Source organism: Pseudoduganella sp. jia 12 (genome assembly GCF_055502675.1).
This window is the reverse complement of record NZ_JBUXKP010000008.1, coordinates 109,123-128,198: the sequence shown is the minus strand read 5'-3', so window position 1 is coordinate 128,198 and position 19,076 is coordinate 109,123. Positions and strand designations below refer to the sequence as shown.

Here is a 19,076-nt window from a genome sequence, read left to right as displayed (position 1 = left end):
TCATGAATCGTCGCAAGCTGCTCGCCCTGGCCACCCTGTCCGCCGCGCTGGGCGCGGCCGCCACCGCCGCTCCGGCGCTGGCACAGGAGCCCTTGAAGGTGGGTTTCGTCTATATCGGCCCGGTCGGCGACGCAGGCTGGACTTACGCCCACGAACAGGGCCGTCTCGAAATGGAGAAGGCACTGGGCGGCAAGGTGAAGTCCACCTATGTCGAGAACGTGCCGGAAGGCGCGGACTCCGAACGCGTGATCCGCAAGCTTGCGGCGGATGGCAACAAGCTCATTTTCACCACTTCGTTCGGCTACATGAACGCGACGGAGAAAGTGGCAAAGGCCTTCCCGAACGTGGTATTCCAGCACGCCACCGGATTCAAGACCCACAAGAACATGGGCGCGTATGAAGCGCGCCTGTTCGAGGGCTCCTACCTGCAAGGCATCATCGCCGGCAAGATGACGAAGACGAATACCCTCGGCTTCGTGGGTTCGTTCCCCGTGCCGGAAGTGATCCGCAACATCAACGCCTTCACGCTGGGCGCGCAAAGCGTGAACCCAAAGATCAAGACCAAGATCATCTGGGTGAACAGTTGGTACGACCCGGCCAAGGAACGCCAGGCGGCGGAAACGCTGATCGCCCAGGGCGCGGACGTGCTGACGCAGAACACCGATTCCCCGGCCACGCTGCAGGCGGCCCAGGAAAAGGGCAAGTACGCGTTCGGCTGGGATTCGGACATGGAGCGCTTCGCACCGAAAGCGCACCTGACCGCCAGCACCAACCAGTGGGGCGCCTACTACACCGAAGTGGCCAAGGGCGTGATGGCGGGCACCTGGAAGACCGGCCACGTGCATGGCGGGCTGAAGGAAGGCATGGTGAAGATGTCGCGGCTGAACGCCGCGGTACCGGCCGATGCGGCCAAGCTCTTCGAAGCGAAGAAGGCCGCCTTCACGGCCGGCACGTCGGCGCCGTTCACCGGCCCGATCAAGGACCAGTCGGGCGCCGTCAAGGCGGCCGCCGGCGTGCAGATGCCATGGAAGGAACTGATGTCGATGAACTACTACGTGCAGGGCGTGGAAGGCACGATTCCGAAGTAATCCCGCATATCGAAAAACCGATTGACCCGAGTTGCGGGACGGGCCCCCACCCGTCCCGTTTTTTTATTCGAAAGACCATATGACCGAACCGACAGCGCGCGACCACCAGTTCCTGACGGACGTGCTCGCGCTGGCCCAGCGCTCGCGCGACGAGGGCCACCACCCGTTTGCCGCCATCATCGCCGATGCCGAAGGCAACGTGATCGCGCAGGCGATGAACGCATCGAGCAGCGACCGCACCGCGCATGCGGAGATGAATGCGCTGCGCATCGCCTCGTCGCAGTATTCGCCCGACCGGCTTGCGGGCGCGACGATGTACACGAACGCCGAACCCTGCGCCATGTGCGCGGGCGGCACCTACTGGAGCGGCGTGGGAAGAGTGGTGTATGCGATGTCCGAAGCGACGCTGCTGTCGCTGACCGGCAGCGATCCGGAAAACCCCACGCTGTCGCTGCCGTGCCGGCAAGTGTTCGCCGCCGGGCAGCGGCCGACCGAGGTGATCGGGCCTTGGCGCGAGGATGAAGCGAAGGTCGCGCACGCGGGCTTCTGGCACAAGGATTAGGAAGCCCTGGGCCGCAGCCGCATCCGCAACGCCGTCGGCCCCATCACGAACCCCTGCACTTCCGCCGGCTCCGCGCGATCCTTCGCCCGCACGCCGGCGATATCGAAACGGCCCAGCAGCAAGGCCATCGCCACCTTCATTTCCACCAGCGACAGGTAGCGCCCCGGGCACATGCGCGGGCCCGCGCCGAACGGTAGTGCCACGCCCTTGTCCGCCTTGCCGGACAGCCAGCGCTCCGGATCGAAGCGTTGCGCATCCGGGAATGCCTTGTCGTCCACGCTGTCATGGCGCAGCACGCACCACAGCAGCGTGTCCTTCGGCAGCGCGACGCCCATCACCGTGGTGTCGCGCAGCGCCTGCAGCGGCAGGAACGGCGCGGGCGGTTTCAGGCGCATCGCTTCGAGCGCGCAGGCATCCAGGTAATCGAGCGTGCCGATGCTTTCCGGCGTCAGCGACGAGACGTTGTCGCGTACTTCCCGTTGCACGCGCGCCAGCGCTTGCGGGTTTTGCCACAACAGCCAGATCAGCCATGCCAGTGCGCTGGACGTGGTGTCCTCGCCCGCCAGCAGCATCGTGGTGACGTTGCCGGCCACGCCGCTGTCGTCCACGCCACTATCGGGCTGGTCGGCCGCGGCCAGCATCGCCTGCAGCATGTTGGCCGGGTGTTCGCGCAGTGCGGGATCGGCGGCCATCGCGGCCCGGGCATCGGATATGAAACCATCCGTGGCTTCGCGCACCGCCCGCACGCTGCGCTCCAGCCGGCGGTCCGCCGGCAGCCTGAACCACCGCCAGTAACGGAATGGCAGCAGCGAGCGGCGCGCCACACCCGCCAGTACGGTTTCCACGTGTTCCTGGATCGCATCGCCACCGCTCTCGATCGTGTTCACATCCGCGCCGAACGCGAGGCCGGCGATCACGTCCACCGCATAGCGTTTCAGGTCGGCGTTCAGGTCGATCTCGCCCTCCCCGGCCGCCAGCCAGCGTGCTTCCAGCCGCCGTGCGACCTGCACCATGCGGTCGAAATAGGCCCTGATCGCCGTGGGCGAAAAGGCATGCATCACCATGCGGCGCTGGTCGCGCCATACGTCGCCTTCGGCCAGGAACAGGCCGACATTGCCGCCCAGTTCCGCCGACACCTCGGCCGTGATGGACGGGCGCCGGAAGCCATCGGGCCGGTCGCGCAGCACGGCAGTGATAGCGGCGCTGTCGGACAGCACGACCACTTCGCGCGGCCCGATGCGCGCGCGGAACATCGGGCCATGTTCGCGGCTCCACCGTTCCATCGCCAGGTGGATCGTCGACGGTTTCAGTTGCAGCGCATTGCCCAGCAGCGGCAGGCCGCGCGGCGCGGGCAGGTCGGCAATGCTTTGCGGGCGGGACGGGTCGGGCATCTCGGCGGCGGCGGTACTCATGCGCTCTCCTTGCAGGTCGATGGTGCCCAGTGTGCCCTGCGCCGCGCCGGCGGTCTTGAACGTTTGCGACACGGGTTTGCGACACGGGAGTGCCGGGCATGCGGCGCGCTGGGATACCATCGTGCCATGACGACCGCCCTGCCCCCCACCGTCGCCCGCCTCGCCGCCCCCCGGACCCCGCTTGCCTCGTGCATCCGCGGCTATATGCTGCGCAGCACGCTCGGTGTGCCACTGGCACCGGCGCAGCGTGTCAACCGCTTTCCCGCCACGCCGTTCTGCTCGATCACGTGGATGATCGCGGGCAGCGGCGAGCTTGTCGAACCCGCCACGCCCGGCGCGGTAGCGCAGCCGGGCAGCGTGATCTTTTCCGGTCCGCGCACGCAACCTTTCGCGACCGCGAATCCCGGCCCGGTCCACACGTTGACGGCGCTGTTCTTCGCCGATGCACTGCATGCGCTGACGGGCCTCGACATGGCGGTGCAGCTCGACGCCATGACGCTGGCGGACGACGTGCTTGGCGAGGCATGGCGCGGCGTGACGGCAGACGTGCTGGCCGCGCCCGACGACGACGCCCGGATCCGCGTGTTCGAAGACTGGCTGGAGCCGCGCTGGCGTGCCGTGCGTGGCGATGCCGCCGGTGCCGGATCGTGGCCGCTGGCGCAGGACTGGGTGCAGTCGCTGGCCATGCGCGCGGCCGTTTCCGGCGCCGGGCGCAGCGCCCGCATGGCCGAGCGCCGCGTGCGCGCCTGGGCCGGCCATCCGCTGCGCACATTGCGGCGCCTGGCCCGCGTGGAGGAGTCGCTGCTCGCCGCGCGCGACGAGCACCAGGCGGGGCACGTGTCGCTGTCCGACGTGGCGCTGCGCTCCGGTTATTCGGACCAGGCGCACCTGTCGCGCGAGGCGCGGGAGCTCGTTGGCAGCAGCCCGCGGGAGATCATCCGGCTGGCGCAGACGGATGAGAGTTATTGGCCGTACCGGATCTGGTGGTAGGCGTACGCATGCACGCCAGCATCATCAAAGGTCGACTGCGTCCGCCGGATTCAGTGTCAGCTCGGCACGCTGTTCCTGCGACTTTTCATTCCACGCTTTCCAGCCTTCCGCTTGCGTTTTGGTGACACGTTCACGATGGGTCTCGAACATCTCGACGCTTGCCGCGGTTTTTTCGACGATCCGCGTTTGTGCCATCCACATCGGGAAATCCTTGTTCTTGATGCTGTAATCGGACGATCCGTCGGTGCGCAGCGGCCGCAGCTGGAAGCCGTTGCCGTAGATGAAGCGCACCAGCACGAAGTAGCGTTTGCCGGCCTCCACATTTATGTCGAGGAAATGCGCGCGGATGCCGATCTGCGTTGCCATCAGCAGATGGTGCCCCGGCGTGAAATCGAGCACTGCCTTGGTGTGCGAGCCGGTAGTCGCCAGGTGCGTGCGCTTGTCGCCTTCGACTTCGAACAGGCCGACCGGGAACATCCCCTGGATCGAATTGATCGGCTCCAGGAAGACGATTTGCGCTTTGTCCGCCGGCGGCGGTGGCAGGTCCTGGGAAGCCGTTTCAGTGAATTGGGGTGGCGGCGGCGGGGCGCTGGCACAACCGGAAAGCGTGAAGACCGCGAACGCGGACAGTGCGAGGAGAAGACGTTGCATATCGACCTATTATTTCGTAGAAGAATTTTATGTTACAAATTGGCTACGAATCATAATCGCTGGCGGTCGACCGCAACAGGTCATAAAGCGATTATCCCCACGCAATTGGCTCTTTTCCAACACTTTCCAGATAATCATTTGCTCTTGAGAACGGCTTACTGCCAAAAAAACCCTTGTGCGCCGCAAACGGCGACGGGTGCGGCGACGTGATGACGAGGTGTTTCGTCGTATCGATCAGCGCCTTCTTGGCGATCGCGTAGCTGCCCCACAGGATGAACACGATGTGTTCGCGCTCCTGCGACAGCGTGCGGATCGCGGTATCGGTAAACGTCTCCCAGCCCTTGCCCGCATGCGAGCCGGCGACGCGGGCACGCACGGTCAGCACGGCGTTCAGCAGGAACACGCCCTGCTCCGCCCAGTCGGACAGGTCGGTGCGGGTGCGCTGCACACCGAGGTCGCTTGCCAGTTCCTTGAAGATGTTCTGCAGGCTGGGCTGCGGGCGGTTCCCGTCCGGAACGGAAAAGCAGAAGCCCATCGCGGCGCCCGGCGTGTGGTACGGATCCTGGCCGAGGATCACTACTTTCACGTCGTCGAACGGCGTGAGGTCGAAGGCGCGGAAGATGTCCTTGGCCGGCGGGCAGCATTGCGTCGTTTGATATTCGGTGCGGACGAAGTCGGTGAGCTCGGTCCAGTAGGGTTTTTCGAACTCGGCTTGCAGGTGCTGCTTCCAGGAGGGTTCGATGCGTACGGTCATTGGGTTTTCGGATATGAAAACGGCGGCTTGCAAGCCGCCGGTCGGGTAGGTTGTAATGCCATGCGTCAGCCAGCCGGTTTCCATGCACGATCGGCTACGGTAAGGAATATCATGGCGATCCATGTCAAATATACCTCACAGTCACACTATATGGCGTGCGGTTTGATGACGTGTGCACCGTGCGCTTCCGTACTAGTGCAAGAGCGTTGCCCGCACTGGATCTGATAGTGGTTAGTAGAAAAGACGTCCGTGTCGATATCGATCATGCATGTCATCGGAAATCAAATTTTTTCGACTTCGACTATCGACTATTGCTCCATAGCAAAACACTATGCCGAAGTCTCTTTACTATAGATCGGGCTAGACAAACTATAGTAGGAGCTCAAAATGGCAACTCAAGTAAAAGAAAAGGGACGTTTCGAGATGTGGAAGGACGGCCTGAACAAAGGATCCCGCCAGGCCAAGTGGCATTCATATGACTGTGAAATTAAATCTGCAATCACCGAGTTCGACCGTCATTTAACAGGTACGGCAGGATATACAAAACTGGACTGGCGGCTTGTCAAAGCAATGCTATGGGTAGAGACAGGCGCAGGTAATGCGGTATGGAGAATAAAGCCAATGCAGATTGGTGTGGCGGGAGATCCAGGCTTATCTGCTTTGTTATCAGGTGACGAAGGCGGCGATATAATCATGCCTCCAGATCTTAAAGAAAACCTGAATTTCAATAACGCAAGAGCAATACCTGCTTACAACATAAGGGCAGGGATTGCCTACTTGCTGATGCGAATGGCTAAGTTCAAGCATCAAAGTGTCATGACATCCGATTTGAAAACGTATGAAGCTCTCATAAATCGTGGTGACAATATGGCGAGAATCGCTGCAACATACGGAACGACTACCGAAATCCTTCGTAAGTTGAACCCTCAGGCTGCAATCTTAAGGCCGGGACAAGTCCTGCTTTATCGGAAAGGGGCCGTAAACCGGGTCATCGTCGGATGGCACACAATTACCGTTCCTGAAGTTGCCAGACTTTACAATGGCGGCGGCGACGCAAGATATGCACAGAAGCTCAGCTTCGCTCTTGAACTGATCAAATACGGTGTGGAGGCAACATGCGATTGAAAAATTTTTTTATTGCCGCAACTGCAGTCATTCTCTCGAATGCGTATGGGGCAAATCAGAATCATCCTGATCCGGTCGAGGATGTCTTGGAAAAATGCGCATATGAATCTCAAGCTGGAATGCGTGATTGCCTTGCCAGGAGCGTCAGCGAAAGCTCAAGAGTGCTCATCTCGGCCGAAAAAAAATTGGTCTCGGCCCTCAAGCAATGGGATGAGCAGCCAAAGTTCGTTTTAAAAGCCAGAGACCAGCTCATAAGCGCCGATGACGCCTATCTGAAGTACCGCGATGCTCAGTGCGCGTTTGCCTCGGCACTCGGTGGAGGTGCTATAGGAAATGCATTGGAGCTGCGACGTCTGGCTTGTATCTTCGGATTGAACATGGAACGAGCAGCGCACTTGACACGCCTTGCTTCCTCGCTGTCTCGTAAATAAGTTGGACAGCGCCTCCAGCTTCGGGGGACGTTAGCTTATGCGCATTTGATCAACGCGTTCGTAGTATTTGCATAGCTGCCTGCAACAGGACACAGCCGACACCTCCCCGCAAATAAGCATATTCACAGTCGGTATTTGCCTCCTCTGTTCCTTGCCCCGTAAGATTGCCATCCGGTCAAGCTTACGCAAGGAATCCGCCATGCCGCGCACTACCCTTTCAATCCCGCCGCTGCGCCGCAGTGCCATCGCCTGCGCCGTGCTGCTGGCGGCATTGCCGGCAGCCCAGGCACAGACGTCGAGCCCCGCAGTTGCAGACGATCCGGCGGCCAGCACGGCCGCCATCGACCAGGTCACCATCGTCGGCTCGCGGGCGCGCAACCGCACCGTGTTCGACAGCGCCGTGCCGATCGACCGCTTCGGCGCGCGCGAAGTGGACAATGCGCTGGCCAGCGGCGACCTCGGCGCGGCCTTGCAGGAGCTGTCGCCGTCGATCAATTTCCCGCGCATCGAATCGAGTGGCGCCGCCGATTCCGTGCGCGGCATCCAGTTGCGCGGCCTCGCGCCCGACCAGGTGCTCGTGCTCGTGAACGGCAAGCGCCGGCATGCCAGCGCGGTGCTCGATACGGAAAGCAGCTTTGCCGGCATCGTGCCGGTGGATGTCAACGCCATTCCGCCCGGCGCCATCGACCACATCGAGATCCTGCGCGACGGCGCCGGTGCCCAGTACGGCAGCGATGCCGTGGCCGGCGTGATCAATATCGTGCTGAAAAAGGCGCGCACGGGCGGCTCGGCCTCGGTCAGCTTCGGCGCCAACCATACCGACTTCGAACCCACGAACGACACGAAGACCGACGGCCAGACCACCATCGTGAGCGCCGACTACGGCCTGCCGGTGGGCGATGCCGGCTACTTCCGCTTCGGCCTGGAAAACCGCCTGCGCAACCCCACCAACCGCGCTGGCGCCAGCGATGCCGGCTGGACGTCGTGGAATGCCACGCCGGCCGACCTGGCGCTCGACGGCCAGGTAGTCTTCAAGTCGGGCGACTCGGAACAGCGCAACACCTACGCTTTCTACAACGCACTGGTGCCGGTGTCGGAAGGCGTGGATGCCTACTCGTTCGCCACCATCAACAAGCGCAAGTCCGACGGCAGCGCCTACTTCCGCTATCCCGGCGATCCCTCGAACGTGCCGGAGATCTACCCGAACGGCTATCGCCCGAACACGAAGGGTGACATGACGGACGTGAGCGTCGTGGCCGGGCTGCGCCTCGCACGTGGCGGCTGGAACTGGGACCTGAGCGCGCGGCACGGTGGCAACAAGTTCGAGTACGACCTCGCCAACTCGCTCAACGCTTCGCTGGGCGCGGCGAGCCCCACCCGCTTCCACCTGGCCACGTTTGACTTCGACCAGGATGCCGTCAACGCCGACCTCACGCGCGAGCTCGACCTGGGCATCGGCGCGCCGGTCAACCTGGCCGTCGGTGCCGAGTACATGCACGAGACCTACAAGAGCACACCCGGTGATGCCGCCTCCTATGCCGCGGGCACCGTGGCCGGCGCGCCACCGGGTGCGCAAGCCGGGCCGGGCCTGCGCCCGCAGGACGCCTTCGACGGCAGCCGCTCGGTGCGCTCCGTCTATGCCGACATCGAAAGCGACATCACCCCGCGCCTGCTGGTGGGCGCCGCGGCCCGTTACTCCGACTACAGCGACTTCGGCAACGCGCGCACCGGCAAGCTGTCGGCACGCTACAAGGTGACCGAGTCGTTCCTGCTGCGCGGCTCGCTGTCGAACAGCTTCCGCGCGCCGGCACTGGTGCAGACGGGCTTCCGCTTCTCCACGCTCAATTTCAACAGCGACGGCACTGCCCTGCAGACCGCCTCGCTGCTGCCGGCCAGCGATGCGCTGGCGCGCGCGTTCGGCGCCGAGAACCTGACGCCGGAAAAGTCGACGAACCTGTCGCTGGGCGCGGCATGGCGCCCGCAGCGCAACACCAGCGTGACGGTGGACGCCTACCGCATCAGGCTGCGCGACCGCATCACCCGCACCAGCGACCTGCAGAGCGATGCCGCCACGGTCTATCTCGCCGCGATCGGCCGCACCGACATCCAGTCGGTGGCCTATCTCGCCAACCTGCTCGACACCACCACGACGGGCCTCGATGTGGTGGTCAACCACGACCTGCCGTTCGCCGGCGGCAAGCTGGACCTGAACGCCGCGCTGAACCTGAACAGGACGCGCATCGACGACGTGCACCAGAGCCCTGCCGCGCTGGCAGGGATCGATCCGGACCTGACGCTGCTGACGGAAAACAGCCTGTTCCGCATCCGCAACGCCTCGCCCGAATCGAAGCTGGTGCTGGGCGCCGACTGGCAAGGCGCGCGCTGGGGCGTGCAGGCCCGCGCCACGCGCTTCGGTTCGCTGGAGGATTTTTCGTACGACGATGAGGCGGAAGTGATCGACGGCATGCATGCCCAGCGCTTCGGCGCCGTATGGACGCTGGACGTGGAAGCCCAGTACAAGCTGACGAAGCAGCTCACGCTGTTCGCTGGCGCCGACAATCTCTTCGACCGCTATCCGCAGCGCGTGCGCGAGACGAACAACGCCACCTATGGCGGTGCCCTGCCGTACAACTTCATCAACCCGATCGGCTTGAACGGCGCGTATTTCTACGGCCGCCTGCGCTACACCTTTTAATCCATCCTGAACCAACATGAAACTCACCAAACTGTTTTCCGCTATCGGCTTCAGCGTACTGATGGCCGCCCAGGCGCAGGCCTTCGACAGGAATGCCCTCGTGCTGATGACCGACTTCGGCACCTCGGACGGTGCTGTCTCCGCGATGCGCGGCGTGGCGTTCGGTGTCGACCCGGCGCTGCAGGTGTCGGACCTGACGCACAACATTCCCGACTACGACATCTGGCTCGGTGCCTACCGGCTGTACCAGACGGCGAACTACTGGCCCAAGGGCAGCGTATTCGTCAACGTGGTCGATCCGGGCGTGGGCACGGAGCGCAAGTCGGTGGTGCTGAAGACCCGTGAAGGCCGCTACTTCGTGGGCCCGGACAACGGCCTGTTCACCTTGATCGCCGAACGCGACGGCGTGGCGGAACTGCGCGAGATCGACGAGAAGGTCAACCGCCTGGCCGGCTCCGGCGAGTCGTACACCTTCCATGGCCGCGATGTGTATGCCTACGTTGGCGCGCGGCTGGCGTCCGGCGCGATCACCTTCGAACAGGTGGGGCCGGTTCTGCCGAGCGAATCGGTGGTGAAGATCGCCTACCAGAAGGCCGTGCGCAATGGCGAGACCATCCGCGGCATCGTGCCTGTGCTGGACAGCAAATACGGCAATGTGTGGACCAATATTCCCAAGTCGCTCTTCGAGGAACTGAAGATCGGCGTGGGCGACCCGGTACAGGTGCGCTTCCTGCACAAGGGCAAGCAGGTTGCCAAAGTGGTGGCGCCGTTCCAGCACACGTTCGGTGGCGTGGCCAAGGGCCAGCCACTGGTCTACCTGAACAGCCTGCTGGACGTGGCCGTGGCGACCAGCTGGGGGAACTTCGCGCAGAAGCACAAGATCGAATCGGGCGTGGACTGGGAAGTGGAGATCAAAAAGGCCGCGTCGAAGTAAGGCGAAATAAGGCGAAACAAGGCGAACAGGGAAATCAGGAAGCAAGGCGTGGAAGGCGTTGCGTGGTCTGGCCTCGCAGATGCCATGTTGTCTGCGTGGTACCGAGACCACGATATCGCGCCCGTTATACGCGATATGCAAGCAGGCGTATATACAAGGTGTTTAGTTGTTTATAATAAACACTAGTTGTATTTCAGATATATGCTTGCTTTCCCGGCCATCGCGGAACCTCGCCAAGCGCTGCCGGCCCGATCAACTCAAGAGTAGTACAAGCCAATACCATGATGATTTCCACGTTCGCCAAACGGCTGTTGCCAGCATTGCTGGCCACAGCCTTTACCTGTTCGGCACAAGCTGCCGTCACCACCATCGACCTGGGCGCTGCCGCCGGCTACAGCGCCTTCTTCTATGGCGACGTCAGCCAGGTGGTGGACGTGGAAGGCCGCCTGGCGGTCGGCGGCTCGCTCGCTACCAGCGGCCTCTCCGTCGGCTATCGCAGCGCCTATGGCGTGACTGGCCCGAGCCTGGTCGTGGCCAACGATGTGAAACTGATCAACGGCGATATCTTCACTGGCCCGAAGACCAATGTCGATACGAACGCGACGATCGGCCCGATCACCGAATATGCCAAACAGACCGGCTATGGCGTCTACGGCGGCAGCAATACCTCTTCCGCCTACCACGCGCTCGACAAGCAGGCCAACGTCATCGACTTCGGCGCGGCCAAGAATCAGTTGAGCAAGCTGTCGAGCGACCTGGGCCAGGAAGCAGGCAACGGTACTGTGGAAGCCAAGTGGGGTGGCCTGTACCTGACGGGCGATAACAGCTCGGATCTGCAAATTTTCAACATCCATTCCAGCGAGCTGAACAATTTGTACCTGCAAGACATCAAGGCTGGCGCGAGCGTCGTCATCAATGTGACGGGCGGCGGCACGGTCACCTTCAGCGGTGGCCAGGACGGTCAACTGAAAGACCTGCGCGACCGCGTGCTGTGGAACCTGACCGATGCCACGACCGTCAATATGGCGACGTTCGCCTACGGCACCGTGCTGGCGAACAACGCCACGCTGATCGGCACCGGCCATCTGGAAGGCAACATCATCGCCAACGCCATGGATGCGCGTGTGGAAATCGGCTACGAGCCATTCCAGCCTTTTGGTCCCTCGCCGGTACCCGAGCCGACGACCTATGGCATGCTGCTGGGCGGCCTGGGTCTGATTGGAATGCTGGCTCGCCGCCGCAAGGCAGCCAGCGCGGCGTAACAGGGTAGCGAAACAGCAGCGAAACAAAGCGTCGCGCGATCACGCATGGCCGCGCGGCGGATCCAGGCGGGATATGAAAACGGCGGCCAACAGGCCGCCGTCGACATGAAGCTTATGGCGTTCAGCCCGCCGCTTCCAGCAGGTTATGCGCCTGCACGTCCGCGTGATACGAGCTGCGCACCATGGCGCCCACGGCGGCGTGGCCGAAGCCCATCTTGTACGCCTCTTCCTCGAACATCTTGAACACGTCCGGGTGCACGTAGCGGCGCACCGGCAGGTGGCTGTTCGACGGGGCCAGGTACTGGCCGATCGTCAGCATGTCGATGTCGTGCTCGCGCATGTCGCGCATCACCTGCAGGATCTCCTCGTCCGTTTCGCCCAGGCCGACCATCAGGCCCGACTTGGTCTTCACGTTCGGGTACATGGCCTTGAAGTCCTTCAGCAGCTTCAGCGAGTGCAGGTAGTCGGCGCCGGGGCGGGCTTCCTTGTACAGGCGGGGCACCGTTTCCAGGTTGTGGTTCATCACGTCCGGCAGGCCGTCGGCGAAGATGTTCAGCGCCTTGTCCAGGCGGCCGCGGAAGTCCGGCACCAGCACTTCGATCTGGGTCTTCGGGGACAGCGCCTTGGTCTTGGTGATGCACTCGACGAAGTGGCCGGCACCGCCGTCGCGCAGGTCGTCGCGGTCCACCGACGTGATCACCACGTACGACAGGCGCAGCTTGGCGATCGTGTTGGCCAGGTTGCCCGGCTCGTCCACGTCCAGCGGGTCGGGGCGGCCGTGGCCCACGTCGCAGAACGGGCAGCGGCGCGTGCACTTGTCGCCCATGATCATGAACGTGGCCGTGCCCTTGCCGAAGCATTCGCCGATGTTCGGGCAGGAAGCTTCCTCGCACACGGTCACCAGCTTGTTTTCACGCAGGATGTCCTTGATCTCGTAGAAGCGGCTGGACGCCGATGCCGCTTTGACACGGATCCACTCCGGCTTCTTCAGGCGCTCGACCTGCTCGATCGGCACGATCTTGATCGGGATGCGCGACGTCTTGCTGGCGCCTTTCTGCTTTTCGCTCGGGTTGTAAGCGGGGGCGGCGGTCGTGGTCTCGGTGGTCATAGGGTTCTCTGGTTGATTCATTCAGGCGGCGGCGGAGAGATCGGTCGGTGCGGCGGCTTGGGCAATGGATTGGGCAGCGGATTCGGCAACGTCGAGCTGGCGCACCAGCTCGTTGGCCAGCGCCAGCTGCACATCGGCCAGCGGCACGTCGACGCCCATCGACCGCATGTCGATGGTTTCCAGGCCGGCATAGCCGCAGGGGTTAATCCAGGTAAACGGCGCCAGGTCCATCGCCACGTTCAGCGACACGCCATGGTAGGTGCAGCCGTTGCCCTTTACTTTCAATCCGAGCGCGGCGATTTTCGCGCCGCGCTTCGGGCCTTCTGCGATATAGATGCCGGGCGCGCCGTCGATGCGCTCACCCGCCAGGCCATAAGTGGCCAGCACATCGATGATTGCCTGCTCGATCTTGTGCACGAACTGGCGGGCATACAGCTTGCCGCCCGGCTTGTTGCGGCGCAGGTCCATCAGCAGGTAGATGACGACCTGGCCGGGGCCGTGGAACGTCACTTCGCCGCCACGGTCCGTCTGCACGACGGGAATTTGCGCGGCGCCGCCCAGCAGGTGGCCACGGTCCGCGCCCAGGCCCAGCGTGTAGACGGCCGGGTGCTCGACGATCCACAGCTCGTCGGGCGTGTCCGGCGTGCGCGCTTCCGTGAAGGCGCGCATCGCGGCGAACGTGGGTTCATAGTCGGCTTGACCGAGGTGGCGGATCAGCGCCGGTTCGGATGGCGTCGTGGACATCGTGGACATTGGCAAGGCTCGTTGATCAAAGCCCTGCAATTATACGCCTGCTACCTTGCTCTTGCTCAAAGACTGGGCAGTTGCTTACAGGACAATTTTGACCATCGGGTGGCCGGACAGCTCGGAATACAGCGCATCGAGCTGCTCGCGGCTGGTGGCGCGCACGGTCACGGTCAGGCCCGTGTACTTGCCGCCGGACGAAGGGCGAACTTCCAGTTTCCCTTCGTGGAACGTCGGGTCGTGCTTCGTGATGACTTCGACGATCGTTACGGTGAAAGCATCGTGCGTGGGGCCCATCACCTTGATCGGGAAGTCGCTCGGGTATTCGATGAGGGACTCTTCAGGAGGGATCGCAGCCATGTCTATTCCAATCGATAACGGATGAGTGAACGGCGCCGGCGTGGACAAGACCGCGCGCCAATCCGCTATTTTAGCGAAAGGGGCCGCGATCCGGGGTGGCGCAAAAAAAAGGCCAGCCCTGAAGGCTGGCCGAAAACTATTCTGGGGTGAGGAAATACCACGCACGGAATAGTTGGGACATTGGTACGGTCACGGGAATCGCTTCGCTGCGGCTGTTTGGACGATGGCCTGTCGTGCATGCTTTCCCGGCATGACAACACTTTAGCCAGTGTACAAACCACCTGCTACGGCTTTGTGACAGGCTGCGCGAAACCGCGGACGAACGAACAAAATTCCGGGCTGGACCGCGAGCTGGAAACCGGGGACGAGAAACTGGGGACGTACCGGTACGCCGGACCGCCTGGTTTCCAGGCAATCTTTCCTGGAAACCAGGGTACGTCCCCAGTTTTGCCGTGCGTCCCCAGTTTTGCCGTGGAGATGCGACCGATCAGCGCTCGCGGACGCCATCGCCACGGTCGGGGCGGTTACCGCGCGGCTGCACGCTGGGGGCGGGTGCCGGTGCGGGGGCCGGCTGCGCCATCGGGGCCGGGCGCGGCTGCATGGCCGGAGCCGGCATCGGTGCCGGTGCCGGTGCCGGCCGCGGCTGGGCGATCTGTGCCGGCGCCTGTTGCTGGATCGACATGCGCTGGGCAGCCTCGGCTTGCCGGCGGTTGTCCATTTCGCGGCGTGCTTCCATCATTTCGCGCCGCTGTTCCAGCCGCTCATTGGCGATGAAGGACCGGGATGGCGCCTCCACCTGCGGCCGCGGTGCGGGCGCAGACGGCTGCACCGCCACCGGGGCGGGGGCACTGAATGCCGGCTGGGCAATGGGGCGATCGACCTGCGGACGCTCCACGCGCGACCGATCCACCTGCGGGCGATCCACCTGCGGCCGTTCCACGCGCGGGCGCTCGGTCACGATCACGTTATTGCCCCGGAACGGGGCTTCGTTGCGCTCGCGCTGCATCCGGTCCGCCACGCTGTCGACGTTGCGGTCGCCTTGGAAGCGGTCGGCCTGGACACGGTTCGTGGTGATCACCTCGCGGCCGCGGTCGCCCTGCAGCCGGTCCGGCGTACCGTCGCGGTTGCGGTCGGCCTGCAGGCGATCGGCGATGCTTTCGCGCTCGCGGCCCACGAACGCACGGTCCGGCGTGCCGTCATTGTCGCGGTCCGTCTGCAGCCGGTTGATCTGTGGACGGTCGGTTTGCGGCCGGCTGACTTGCGTTCCACCGGTTTGCGGCCGGTCGGCGATGCCATCGCGGTTGCGGTCCGGCGCGCGGGCAAAGCCCGGCACCACGGGCGCGGCGGCCACCGGCAACCTTCCCGGGTTCGATCCCACGCTGGCACGCGGCAGGGTGTTGACCTGCACGCTGCGGCGTCCCTCGAAGCCTTCGCGCGGCACGATCGTCACGCCCTCGCGGCGCACCTGCACGTTTTTCCACCGTTCGTTATTACCGCGGTGCTGCCAGACCAGGCGCCGCTCGTGATCCGGCGTCACGTGATAATGGGGCACGTAGCGGTCGCGCGGCGTCAGCGGATACCAGCCCAGGCCGGGGCGGTGGCGGCGGTCGTTGAACGCCACCGACCAGCCGTCGCCGCCCACCCAGCCCACCAGGGCCGGCGCCCACACCGGGCGGCCGACGATGTTGCCCGGCGCCCAGTACCAGCGGTTGCGCACGGTGACCCAGCGGCCATAGTGGAACGGCGCGTAGCCCCATGGCGCGTTGTCCACCCATGTCCAGCCCCATGGGGCCACCCAGGCCCAGCGGCCATCGCTGTACGGCGACCAGCCGCTGGCCACGGAGCGCGGTGCCCACAGCGGGCCGTAGTCGTCGTTGACCGTCCAGCTGCCGTAATGGTCCAGCTCTTCGTAGCCGGTCACGTAGCTCGGGATGTAGCGGGTCGCGATCGCGGCCTCGTCGCGGCGGTCGCGGGCGAAGGCCCAGGAATCGAACGCATCCTGCAAGGCCTGCCCGGTGCGGACATCGTCGCCGCGGATCTCGGCGCGCTTGCCGGTGCGCAGCGTCAACGCGGTGCCGGCCGCTTCCAGGCGGGCAATGCCCATCAGCACGGAAACAGTCGTGGTATCGGGTTCGCGGTCGGTATCGACACGCACGGTGCCCGGCTCCGTCAGCAGCACGCGACCGTGCGGCGTGGCCAGCTCGAAGCCGGACAGCGCCTGCGGATCGTGCACCCGCACGCTGGCCGAACCGTAGTTCAGGCGCAGGCGTATCACGTCCTCGTCCAGATCCTCGATGTCGAGCGCGCTGTCGCCATCCAGGCGCACGGCGACCGGGCCCACGCGGAATTCGGTGCGCGCGCCACGCGCGGTCGAGATGCGGTCGCCTGACTTGACGGGCCAGTTCAGCAGCGAGCCGGTTTCATCGCCGTCGTCGGTCTGCACCGTGACCTGGCCCTCGGCGGCGGAGATGCGGCCCACCAGCGTCGGCGGCTCGGCGGCCAGCGCCAATGATGAAGCGGCCACGAGGGCCGCCAGTAATACAAAATGCAGGAATTTGCGGGACATCAGGATCTCCGGCGACGTTATGTGGTTCAGCTATTTCCTCAGTTCTCCCATATAACGCCGGAAACCGGCCGAAGAAGACGTCCGTTACAAATAATTTCGAATCCGGGATCAGGCGTTACGTTTGACAAAGAACAGCGCCGTGCCGACCGCCATCAGCAAGCCGCCAAAGATACGGTTTTGCAGTCGCATGGCCCGCGCGTCGCGGAAGTAGCCTTGCATCGTGGAAGCGAGATAGGCATAGCCATGCATGACAGTCATGTCGATCGCCACCATGGTGGCGGCCAGGATCAGCAGCTGGGGCAGCACCGGTTCGCCCTGCGTGATGAACTGCGGCAGCACCGCCACCATGAAAATGATGCCTTTCGGGTTCGTGGCGTTGGTCAGGAAGCCCGTCAGCAACCGGCGCTTCACCGAAGGCACCACGGCGCGGGACGCCAATTCCACTTCCGCGCCCTCCTTCACCCTGGCGCGCCACTGCGACAGGCCCAGGTAGATCAGGTACAGCGCACCCACCGTCTTGACGATATTGAACGCCACTTCGGACGCCAGCAGCAGCGAACCGACACCGGCACCGGCGATGAACAGCACCAGCAATAAGCCCAGTTGCAGCCCCATCACCGTGGCGCTGGCCTTCTTCACGCCATAGGACAGCCCGTGGGACATCGACAGCACGGCGCCGGACCCGGGCGACAGCGCGATGATGATGGCGGAAATGGCGAAACCCAGCCAGGTAGCGAAACTCATGTCGACAGCCCTGCACGAAAAGATGAAAAAACGATGAAGAGGGCGATTGTAGCGCGGCGGCGCCACCGGACGGGTAAGGTAAGATTGCCACATTTTTATCACTAACGAGAGAATGCCCGATGGCCGGAACCAGCCTGCTTGCCCTGATCGACGATATTGCCACCATCCTTGACGACGTAGCCGCCATGAGCAAGGTTGCCGCCAAGAAAACCGCCGGTGTGCTGGGCGACGACCTGGCGCTGAACGCACAGCAGGTGTCCGGCGTGAAAGCGGACCGCGAGTTGCCCGTGGTGTGGGCGGTGGCCGTGGGCTCCATGAAGAACAAGGCGATCCTGGTGCCCGCCGCGCTGGCGATCAGCGCGTTCGCCCCCTGGGCCGTCACCCCGCTGCTGATGATCGGCGGCGCCTACCTGTGCTTCGAGGGCTTCGAGAAACTGGCCCACAAGTTCCTGCACAGCAAGGAGGAAGACGAGGCGCATCGCGCCGAGCTGGCGGCCGCCGTGTCCAACCCGCAAATCGACCTGGTCGCCCTGGAAAAGGAAAAGATCAAGGGCGCCGTGCGCACGGACTTCATCCTGTCCGCCGAGATCATCGTGATCGCGCTGGGCACCGTGGCCGGCGTGCCGTTCAGCCAGCAGGTGGCGGTGCTGGTCGCCATCGCGCTGGCGATGACGGTCGGTGTCTATGGCCTGGTGGCCGCGATCGTCAAGATGGACGATGCGGGCCTGTATCTCTCCCAGCGCCCCGGCGCCGGCATGGCCGTGCCGCGCCTGGTCGGCCGTGGCCTGCTGGCCGCCGCGCCGCGGCTGATGAAGCTCCTGTCGGTGCTGGGCACCGTGGCCATGTTCATGGTCGGCGGCAGCATCATCGTGCATGGCGCGCCGTTCCTGCATCACGCGGTGGAAAATGCCGCGGCATCGACCGGCCCGGTGGTGGCTGCCATTACGCCGCACGTGGCGGATATCGTCGTTGGCGTAATCACCGGCGCCATCGTGCTGGCGGTCGTGACCGTCGTTGGCAAGATGCTGCGCGGCATCAAACGCAAGGCTTGAAGGTTCTGGTCTGATCCCCGGGCGGCGCGTCGCATGGGGCCTCCCGCCGCACCGATATCATTCCAAAGGAGTATTCATGGCAATCAATCAACGCCCTACCAGTGCCTTCGTCGGCGCTTCCTGGCTGGCCCTGCTGATCGGCGTCATCACTTACCTCGTCGGCCTGTGGAACGCCACGATGCAGCTGAACGAAAAGGGCTATTACCTGACGCTGCTGCTGTATGGCCTGTTCGCCGCCGTGTCGCTGCAAAAGTCCGTGCGCGACCGGCTCGAAGGCATCCGCGTCACATCGCTGTATTTCGGCCTGTGCTGGGTGTCCGTGCTGGCCGCGCTGGCGCTGCTGGGTGTGGGCCTGTGGAACGCCACGCTGGCGCCAAGCGAAAAAGGGTTTTACGCGATGTCGTTCGCGCTGAGCCTGTTTGCCGCAGTGGCCGTGCAAAAGAACGTGCGCGACAGCGCCGACCCGGTGGAAGAGGCAGTGCAGGAAAAAATCTGACGACCGCTCGACCACGCTTCCCTGGACAGCCATCTGTTGCCCGGCAAGAGATGGCGTTTCTATTTTTGCGTGGCTGTTCTATTTTTGACCTATATCAAAGTT

18 protein-coding genes are annotated in these 19,076 nt (G+C 63.8%); 10 read left to right on the top strand and 8 right to left on the bottom strand.

What is annotated here, in order from left to right:
* The first annotated feature begins 2 nt into the window (after positions 1–2).
* Both ACY65G_RS18775 and ACY65G_RS18770 read left to right on the top strand, forming a co-directional pair.
* Positions 3–1,088, top strand: a complete 1,086-nt coding sequence (locus tag ACY65G_RS18775; RefSeq protein WP_464998822.1) for a BMP family ABC transporter substrate-binding protein — start codon at positions 3–5, stop codon at positions 1,086–1,088.
* A 79-nt stretch (positions 1,089–1,167) separates the two neighbouring features.
* A complete protein-coding gene (locus ACY65G_RS18770; protein WP_464998821.1) occupies positions 1,168–1,650 on the top strand; it encodes a nucleoside deaminase in 483 nt (160 codons plus the stop codon).
* Here the strand turns inward: ACY65G_RS18770 and ACY65G_RS18765 are convergent.
* Positions 1,647–3,134: a cytochrome P450 gene (locus tag ACY65G_RS18765; protein WP_464998820.1), complete on the bottom strand. Its 1,488-nt coding sequence runs from the start codon at positions 3,132–3,134 to the stop codon at positions 1,647–1,649. The two genes, ACY65G_RS18770 and ACY65G_RS18765, sit on opposite strands and share 4 nt — an antisense overlap.
* A 54-nt stretch (positions 3,135–3,188) precedes the next feature.
* Here ACY65G_RS18765 and ACY65G_RS18760 point away from each other — a divergent pair, with 54 nt between their 5' ends.
* The gene (locus ACY65G_RS18760; protein WP_464998819.1) at positions 3,189–4,052 is read left to right on the top strand and encodes an AraC family transcriptional regulator; all 864 of its coding nucleotides are present in this window, start codon (positions 3,189–3,191) and stop codon (positions 4,050–4,052) included.
* Positions 4,053–4,076: 24 nt separating this feature from the next.
* Here the strand turns inward: ACY65G_RS18760 and ACY65G_RS18755 are convergent, their stop codons facing one another.
* Both ACY65G_RS18755 and ACY65G_RS18750 read right to left on the bottom strand, forming a co-directional pair.
* Complete coding sequence (locus ACY65G_RS18755) at positions 4,077–4,703, bottom strand: hypothetical protein (protein WP_464998818.1); 627 nt, start codon at positions 4,701–4,703, stop codon at positions 4,077–4,079.
* Between the two features lie 91 nt (positions 4,704–4,794).
* Positions 4,795–5,541 carry a uracil-DNA glycosylase gene (locus ACY65G_RS18750; protein ID WP_464998817.1) on the bottom strand — a complete coding sequence of 249 codons (747 nt, stop codon included), beginning with the start codon at positions 5,539–5,541 and terminating at the stop codon, positions 4,795–4,797.
* Positions 5,542–5,844: 303 nt separating this feature from the next.
* On the opposite strand from ACY65G_RS18750, the gene ACY65G_RS18745 reads away from it, so the two are divergent.
* From ACY65G_RS18745 to ACY65G_RS18725, 5 genes are all read left to right on the top strand, one after another.
* The gene (locus tag ACY65G_RS18745; protein WP_464998816.1) at positions 5,845–6,582 is read left to right on the top strand and encodes a LysM peptidoglycan-binding domain-containing protein; all 738 of its coding nucleotides are present in this window, start codon (positions 5,845–5,847) and stop codon (positions 6,580–6,582) included.
* Complete coding sequence (locus tag ACY65G_RS18740) at positions 6,573–7,013, top strand: lysozyme inhibitor LprI family protein (protein ID WP_464998815.1); 441 nt, start codon at positions 6,573–6,575, stop codon at positions 7,011–7,013. Before ACY65G_RS18745 ends, ACY65G_RS18740 begins: the two co-directional genes overlap by 10 nt.
* A gap of 199 nt (positions 7,014–7,212) precedes the next feature.
* On the top strand, positions 7,213–9,708 hold the full coding sequence (locus ACY65G_RS18735; RefSeq protein WP_464998814.1) for a TonB-dependent receptor plug domain-containing protein: 2,496 nt from the start codon (positions 7,213–7,215) through the stop codon (positions 9,706–9,708).
* 16 nt (positions 9,709–9,724) lie between these two features.
* Complete coding sequence (locus tag ACY65G_RS18730) at positions 9,725–10,642, top strand: SAM hydrolase/SAM-dependent halogenase family protein (protein WP_464998813.1); 918 nt, start codon at positions 9,725–9,727, stop codon at positions 10,640–10,642.
* 281 nt (positions 10,643–10,923) lie between these two features.
* Positions 10,924–11,904: a choice-of-anchor A family protein gene (locus tag ACY65G_RS18725; protein WP_464998812.1), complete on the top strand. Its 981-nt coding sequence runs from the start codon at positions 10,924–10,926 to the stop codon at positions 11,902–11,904.
* 121 nt (positions 11,905–12,025) lie between these two features.
* Here ACY65G_RS18725 and lipA read toward each other — a convergent pair whose 3' ends face one another.
* The 5 genes from lipA to ACY65G_RS18700 all read right to left on the bottom strand — a co-directional run bounded on the left by lipA (position 12,026) and on the right by ACY65G_RS18700 (position 17,426).
* Positions 12,026–13,012, bottom strand: a complete 987-nt coding sequence (gene lipA / locus ACY65G_RS18720) for a lipoyl synthase (RefSeq protein WP_464998811.1) — start codon at positions 13,010–13,012, stop codon at positions 12,026–12,028.
* Positions 13,013–13,033: 21 nt separating this feature from the next.
* A complete protein-coding gene (gene lipB / locus ACY65G_RS18715) occupies positions 13,034–13,756 on the bottom strand; it encodes a lipoyl(octanoyl) transferase LipB (RefSeq protein ID WP_464998994.1) in 723 nt (240 codons plus the stop codon).
* An 84-nt stretch (positions 13,757–13,840) separates the two neighbouring features.
* Positions 13,841–14,116 (bottom strand): DUF493 family protein, encoded by a 276-nt coding sequence (locus ACY65G_RS18710; protein ID WP_464998810.1) that lies wholly within the window; start codon positions 14,114–14,116, stop codon positions 13,841–13,843.
* A gap of 487 nt (positions 14,117–14,603) precedes the next feature.
* Positions 14,604–16,682 carry a DUF6600 domain-containing protein gene (locus ACY65G_RS18705; protein ID WP_464998809.1) on the bottom strand — a complete coding sequence of 693 codons (2,079 nt, stop codon included), beginning with the start codon at positions 16,680–16,682 and terminating at the stop codon, positions 14,604–14,606.
* A gap of 108 nt (positions 16,683–16,790) precedes the next feature.
* Positions 16,791–17,426 carry a LysE family transporter gene (locus ACY65G_RS18700; protein WP_464998808.1) on the bottom strand — a complete coding sequence of 212 codons (636 nt, stop codon included), beginning with the start codon at positions 17,424–17,426 and terminating at the stop codon, positions 16,791–16,793.
* 119 nt (positions 17,427–17,545) lie between these two features.
* Here ACY65G_RS18700 and ACY65G_RS18695 point away from each other — a divergent pair, with 119 nt between their 5' ends.
* Together ACY65G_RS18695 and yiaA are read left to right on the top strand one after the other, a co-directional pair.
* Positions 17,546–18,478: a DUF808 domain-containing protein gene (locus ACY65G_RS18695; protein ID WP_464998807.1), complete on the top strand. Its 933-nt coding sequence runs from the start codon at positions 17,546–17,548 to the stop codon at positions 18,476–18,478.
* A 76-nt stretch (positions 18,479–18,554) separates the two neighbouring features.
* A complete protein-coding gene (gene yiaA, locus ACY65G_RS18690; RefSeq protein ID WP_464998806.1) occupies positions 18,555–18,974 on the top strand; it encodes an inner membrane protein YiaA in 420 nt (139 codons plus the stop codon).
* Positions 18,975–19,076: the final 102 nt, after the last annotated feature.

Excerpts from the sequence above, each read along its gene's own strand:
- yiaA (WP_464998806.1), top strand. The coding sequence starts at position 18,555 with ATGGCAATCAATCAACGCCCTACCAGTGCCTTCGTCGGCGCTTCCTGG.
- ACY65G_RS18750 (WP_464998817.1), bottom strand. The coding sequence starts at position 5,541 with ATGGAAACCGGCTGGCTGACGCATGGCATTACAACCTACCCGACCGGC.
- ACY65G_RS18735 (WP_464998814.1), top strand. The coding sequence starts at position 7,213 with ATGCCGCGCACTACCCTTTCAATCCCGCCGCTGCGCCGCAGTGCCATC.
- ACY65G_RS18700 (WP_464998808.1), bottom strand. The coding sequence starts at position 17,426 with ATGAGTTTCGCTACCTGGCTGGGTTTCGCCATTTCCGCCATCATCATC.
- ACY65G_RS18725 (WP_464998812.1), top strand. The coding sequence starts at position 10,924 with ATGATGATTTCCACGTTCGCCAAACGGCTGTTGCCAGCATTGCTGGCC.
- ACY65G_RS18775 (WP_464998822.1), top strand. The coding sequence starts at position 3 with ATGAATCGTCGCAAGCTGCTCGCCCTGGCCACCCTGTCCGCCGCGCTG.
- ACY65G_RS18755 (WP_464998818.1), bottom strand. The coding sequence starts at position 4,703 with ATGCAACGTCTTCTCCTCGCACTGTCCGCGTTCGCGGTCTTCACGCTT.
- ACY65G_RS18740 (WP_464998815.1), top strand. The coding sequence starts at position 6,573 with ATGCGATTGAAAAATTTTTTTATTGCCGCAACTGCAGTCATTCTCTCG.
- ACY65G_RS18770 (WP_464998821.1), top strand. The coding sequence starts at position 1,168 with ATGACCGAACCGACAGCGCGCGACCACCAGTTCCTGACGGACGTGCTC.
- ACY65G_RS18705 (WP_464998809.1), bottom strand. The coding sequence starts at position 16,682 with ATGTCCCGCAAATTCCTGCATTTTGTATTACTGGCGGCCCTCGTGGCC.
- lipA (WP_464998811.1), bottom strand. The coding sequence starts at position 13,012 with ATGACCACCGAGACCACGACCGCCGCCCCCGCTTACAACCCGAGCGAA.
- ACY65G_RS18710 (WP_464998810.1), bottom strand. The coding sequence starts at position 14,116 with ATGGCTGCGATCCCTCCTGAAGAGTCCCTCATCGAATACCCGAGCGAC.
- ACY65G_RS18730 (WP_464998813.1), top strand. The coding sequence starts at position 9,725 with ATGAAACTCACCAAACTGTTTTCCGCTATCGGCTTCAGCGTACTGATG.
- lipB (WP_464998994.1), bottom strand. The coding sequence starts at position 13,756 with ATGTCCACGACGCCATCCGAACCGGCGCTGATCCGCCACCTCGGTCAA.
- ACY65G_RS18695 (WP_464998807.1), top strand. The coding sequence starts at position 17,546 with ATGGCCGGAACCAGCCTGCTTGCCCTGATCGACGATATTGCCACCATC.
- ACY65G_RS18760 (WP_464998819.1), top strand. The coding sequence starts at position 3,189 with ATGACGACCGCCCTGCCCCCCACCGTCGCCCGCCTCGCCGCCCCCCGG.
- ACY65G_RS18745 (WP_464998816.1), top strand. The coding sequence starts at position 5,845 with ATGGCAACTCAAGTAAAAGAAAAGGGACGTTTCGAGATGTGGAAGGAC.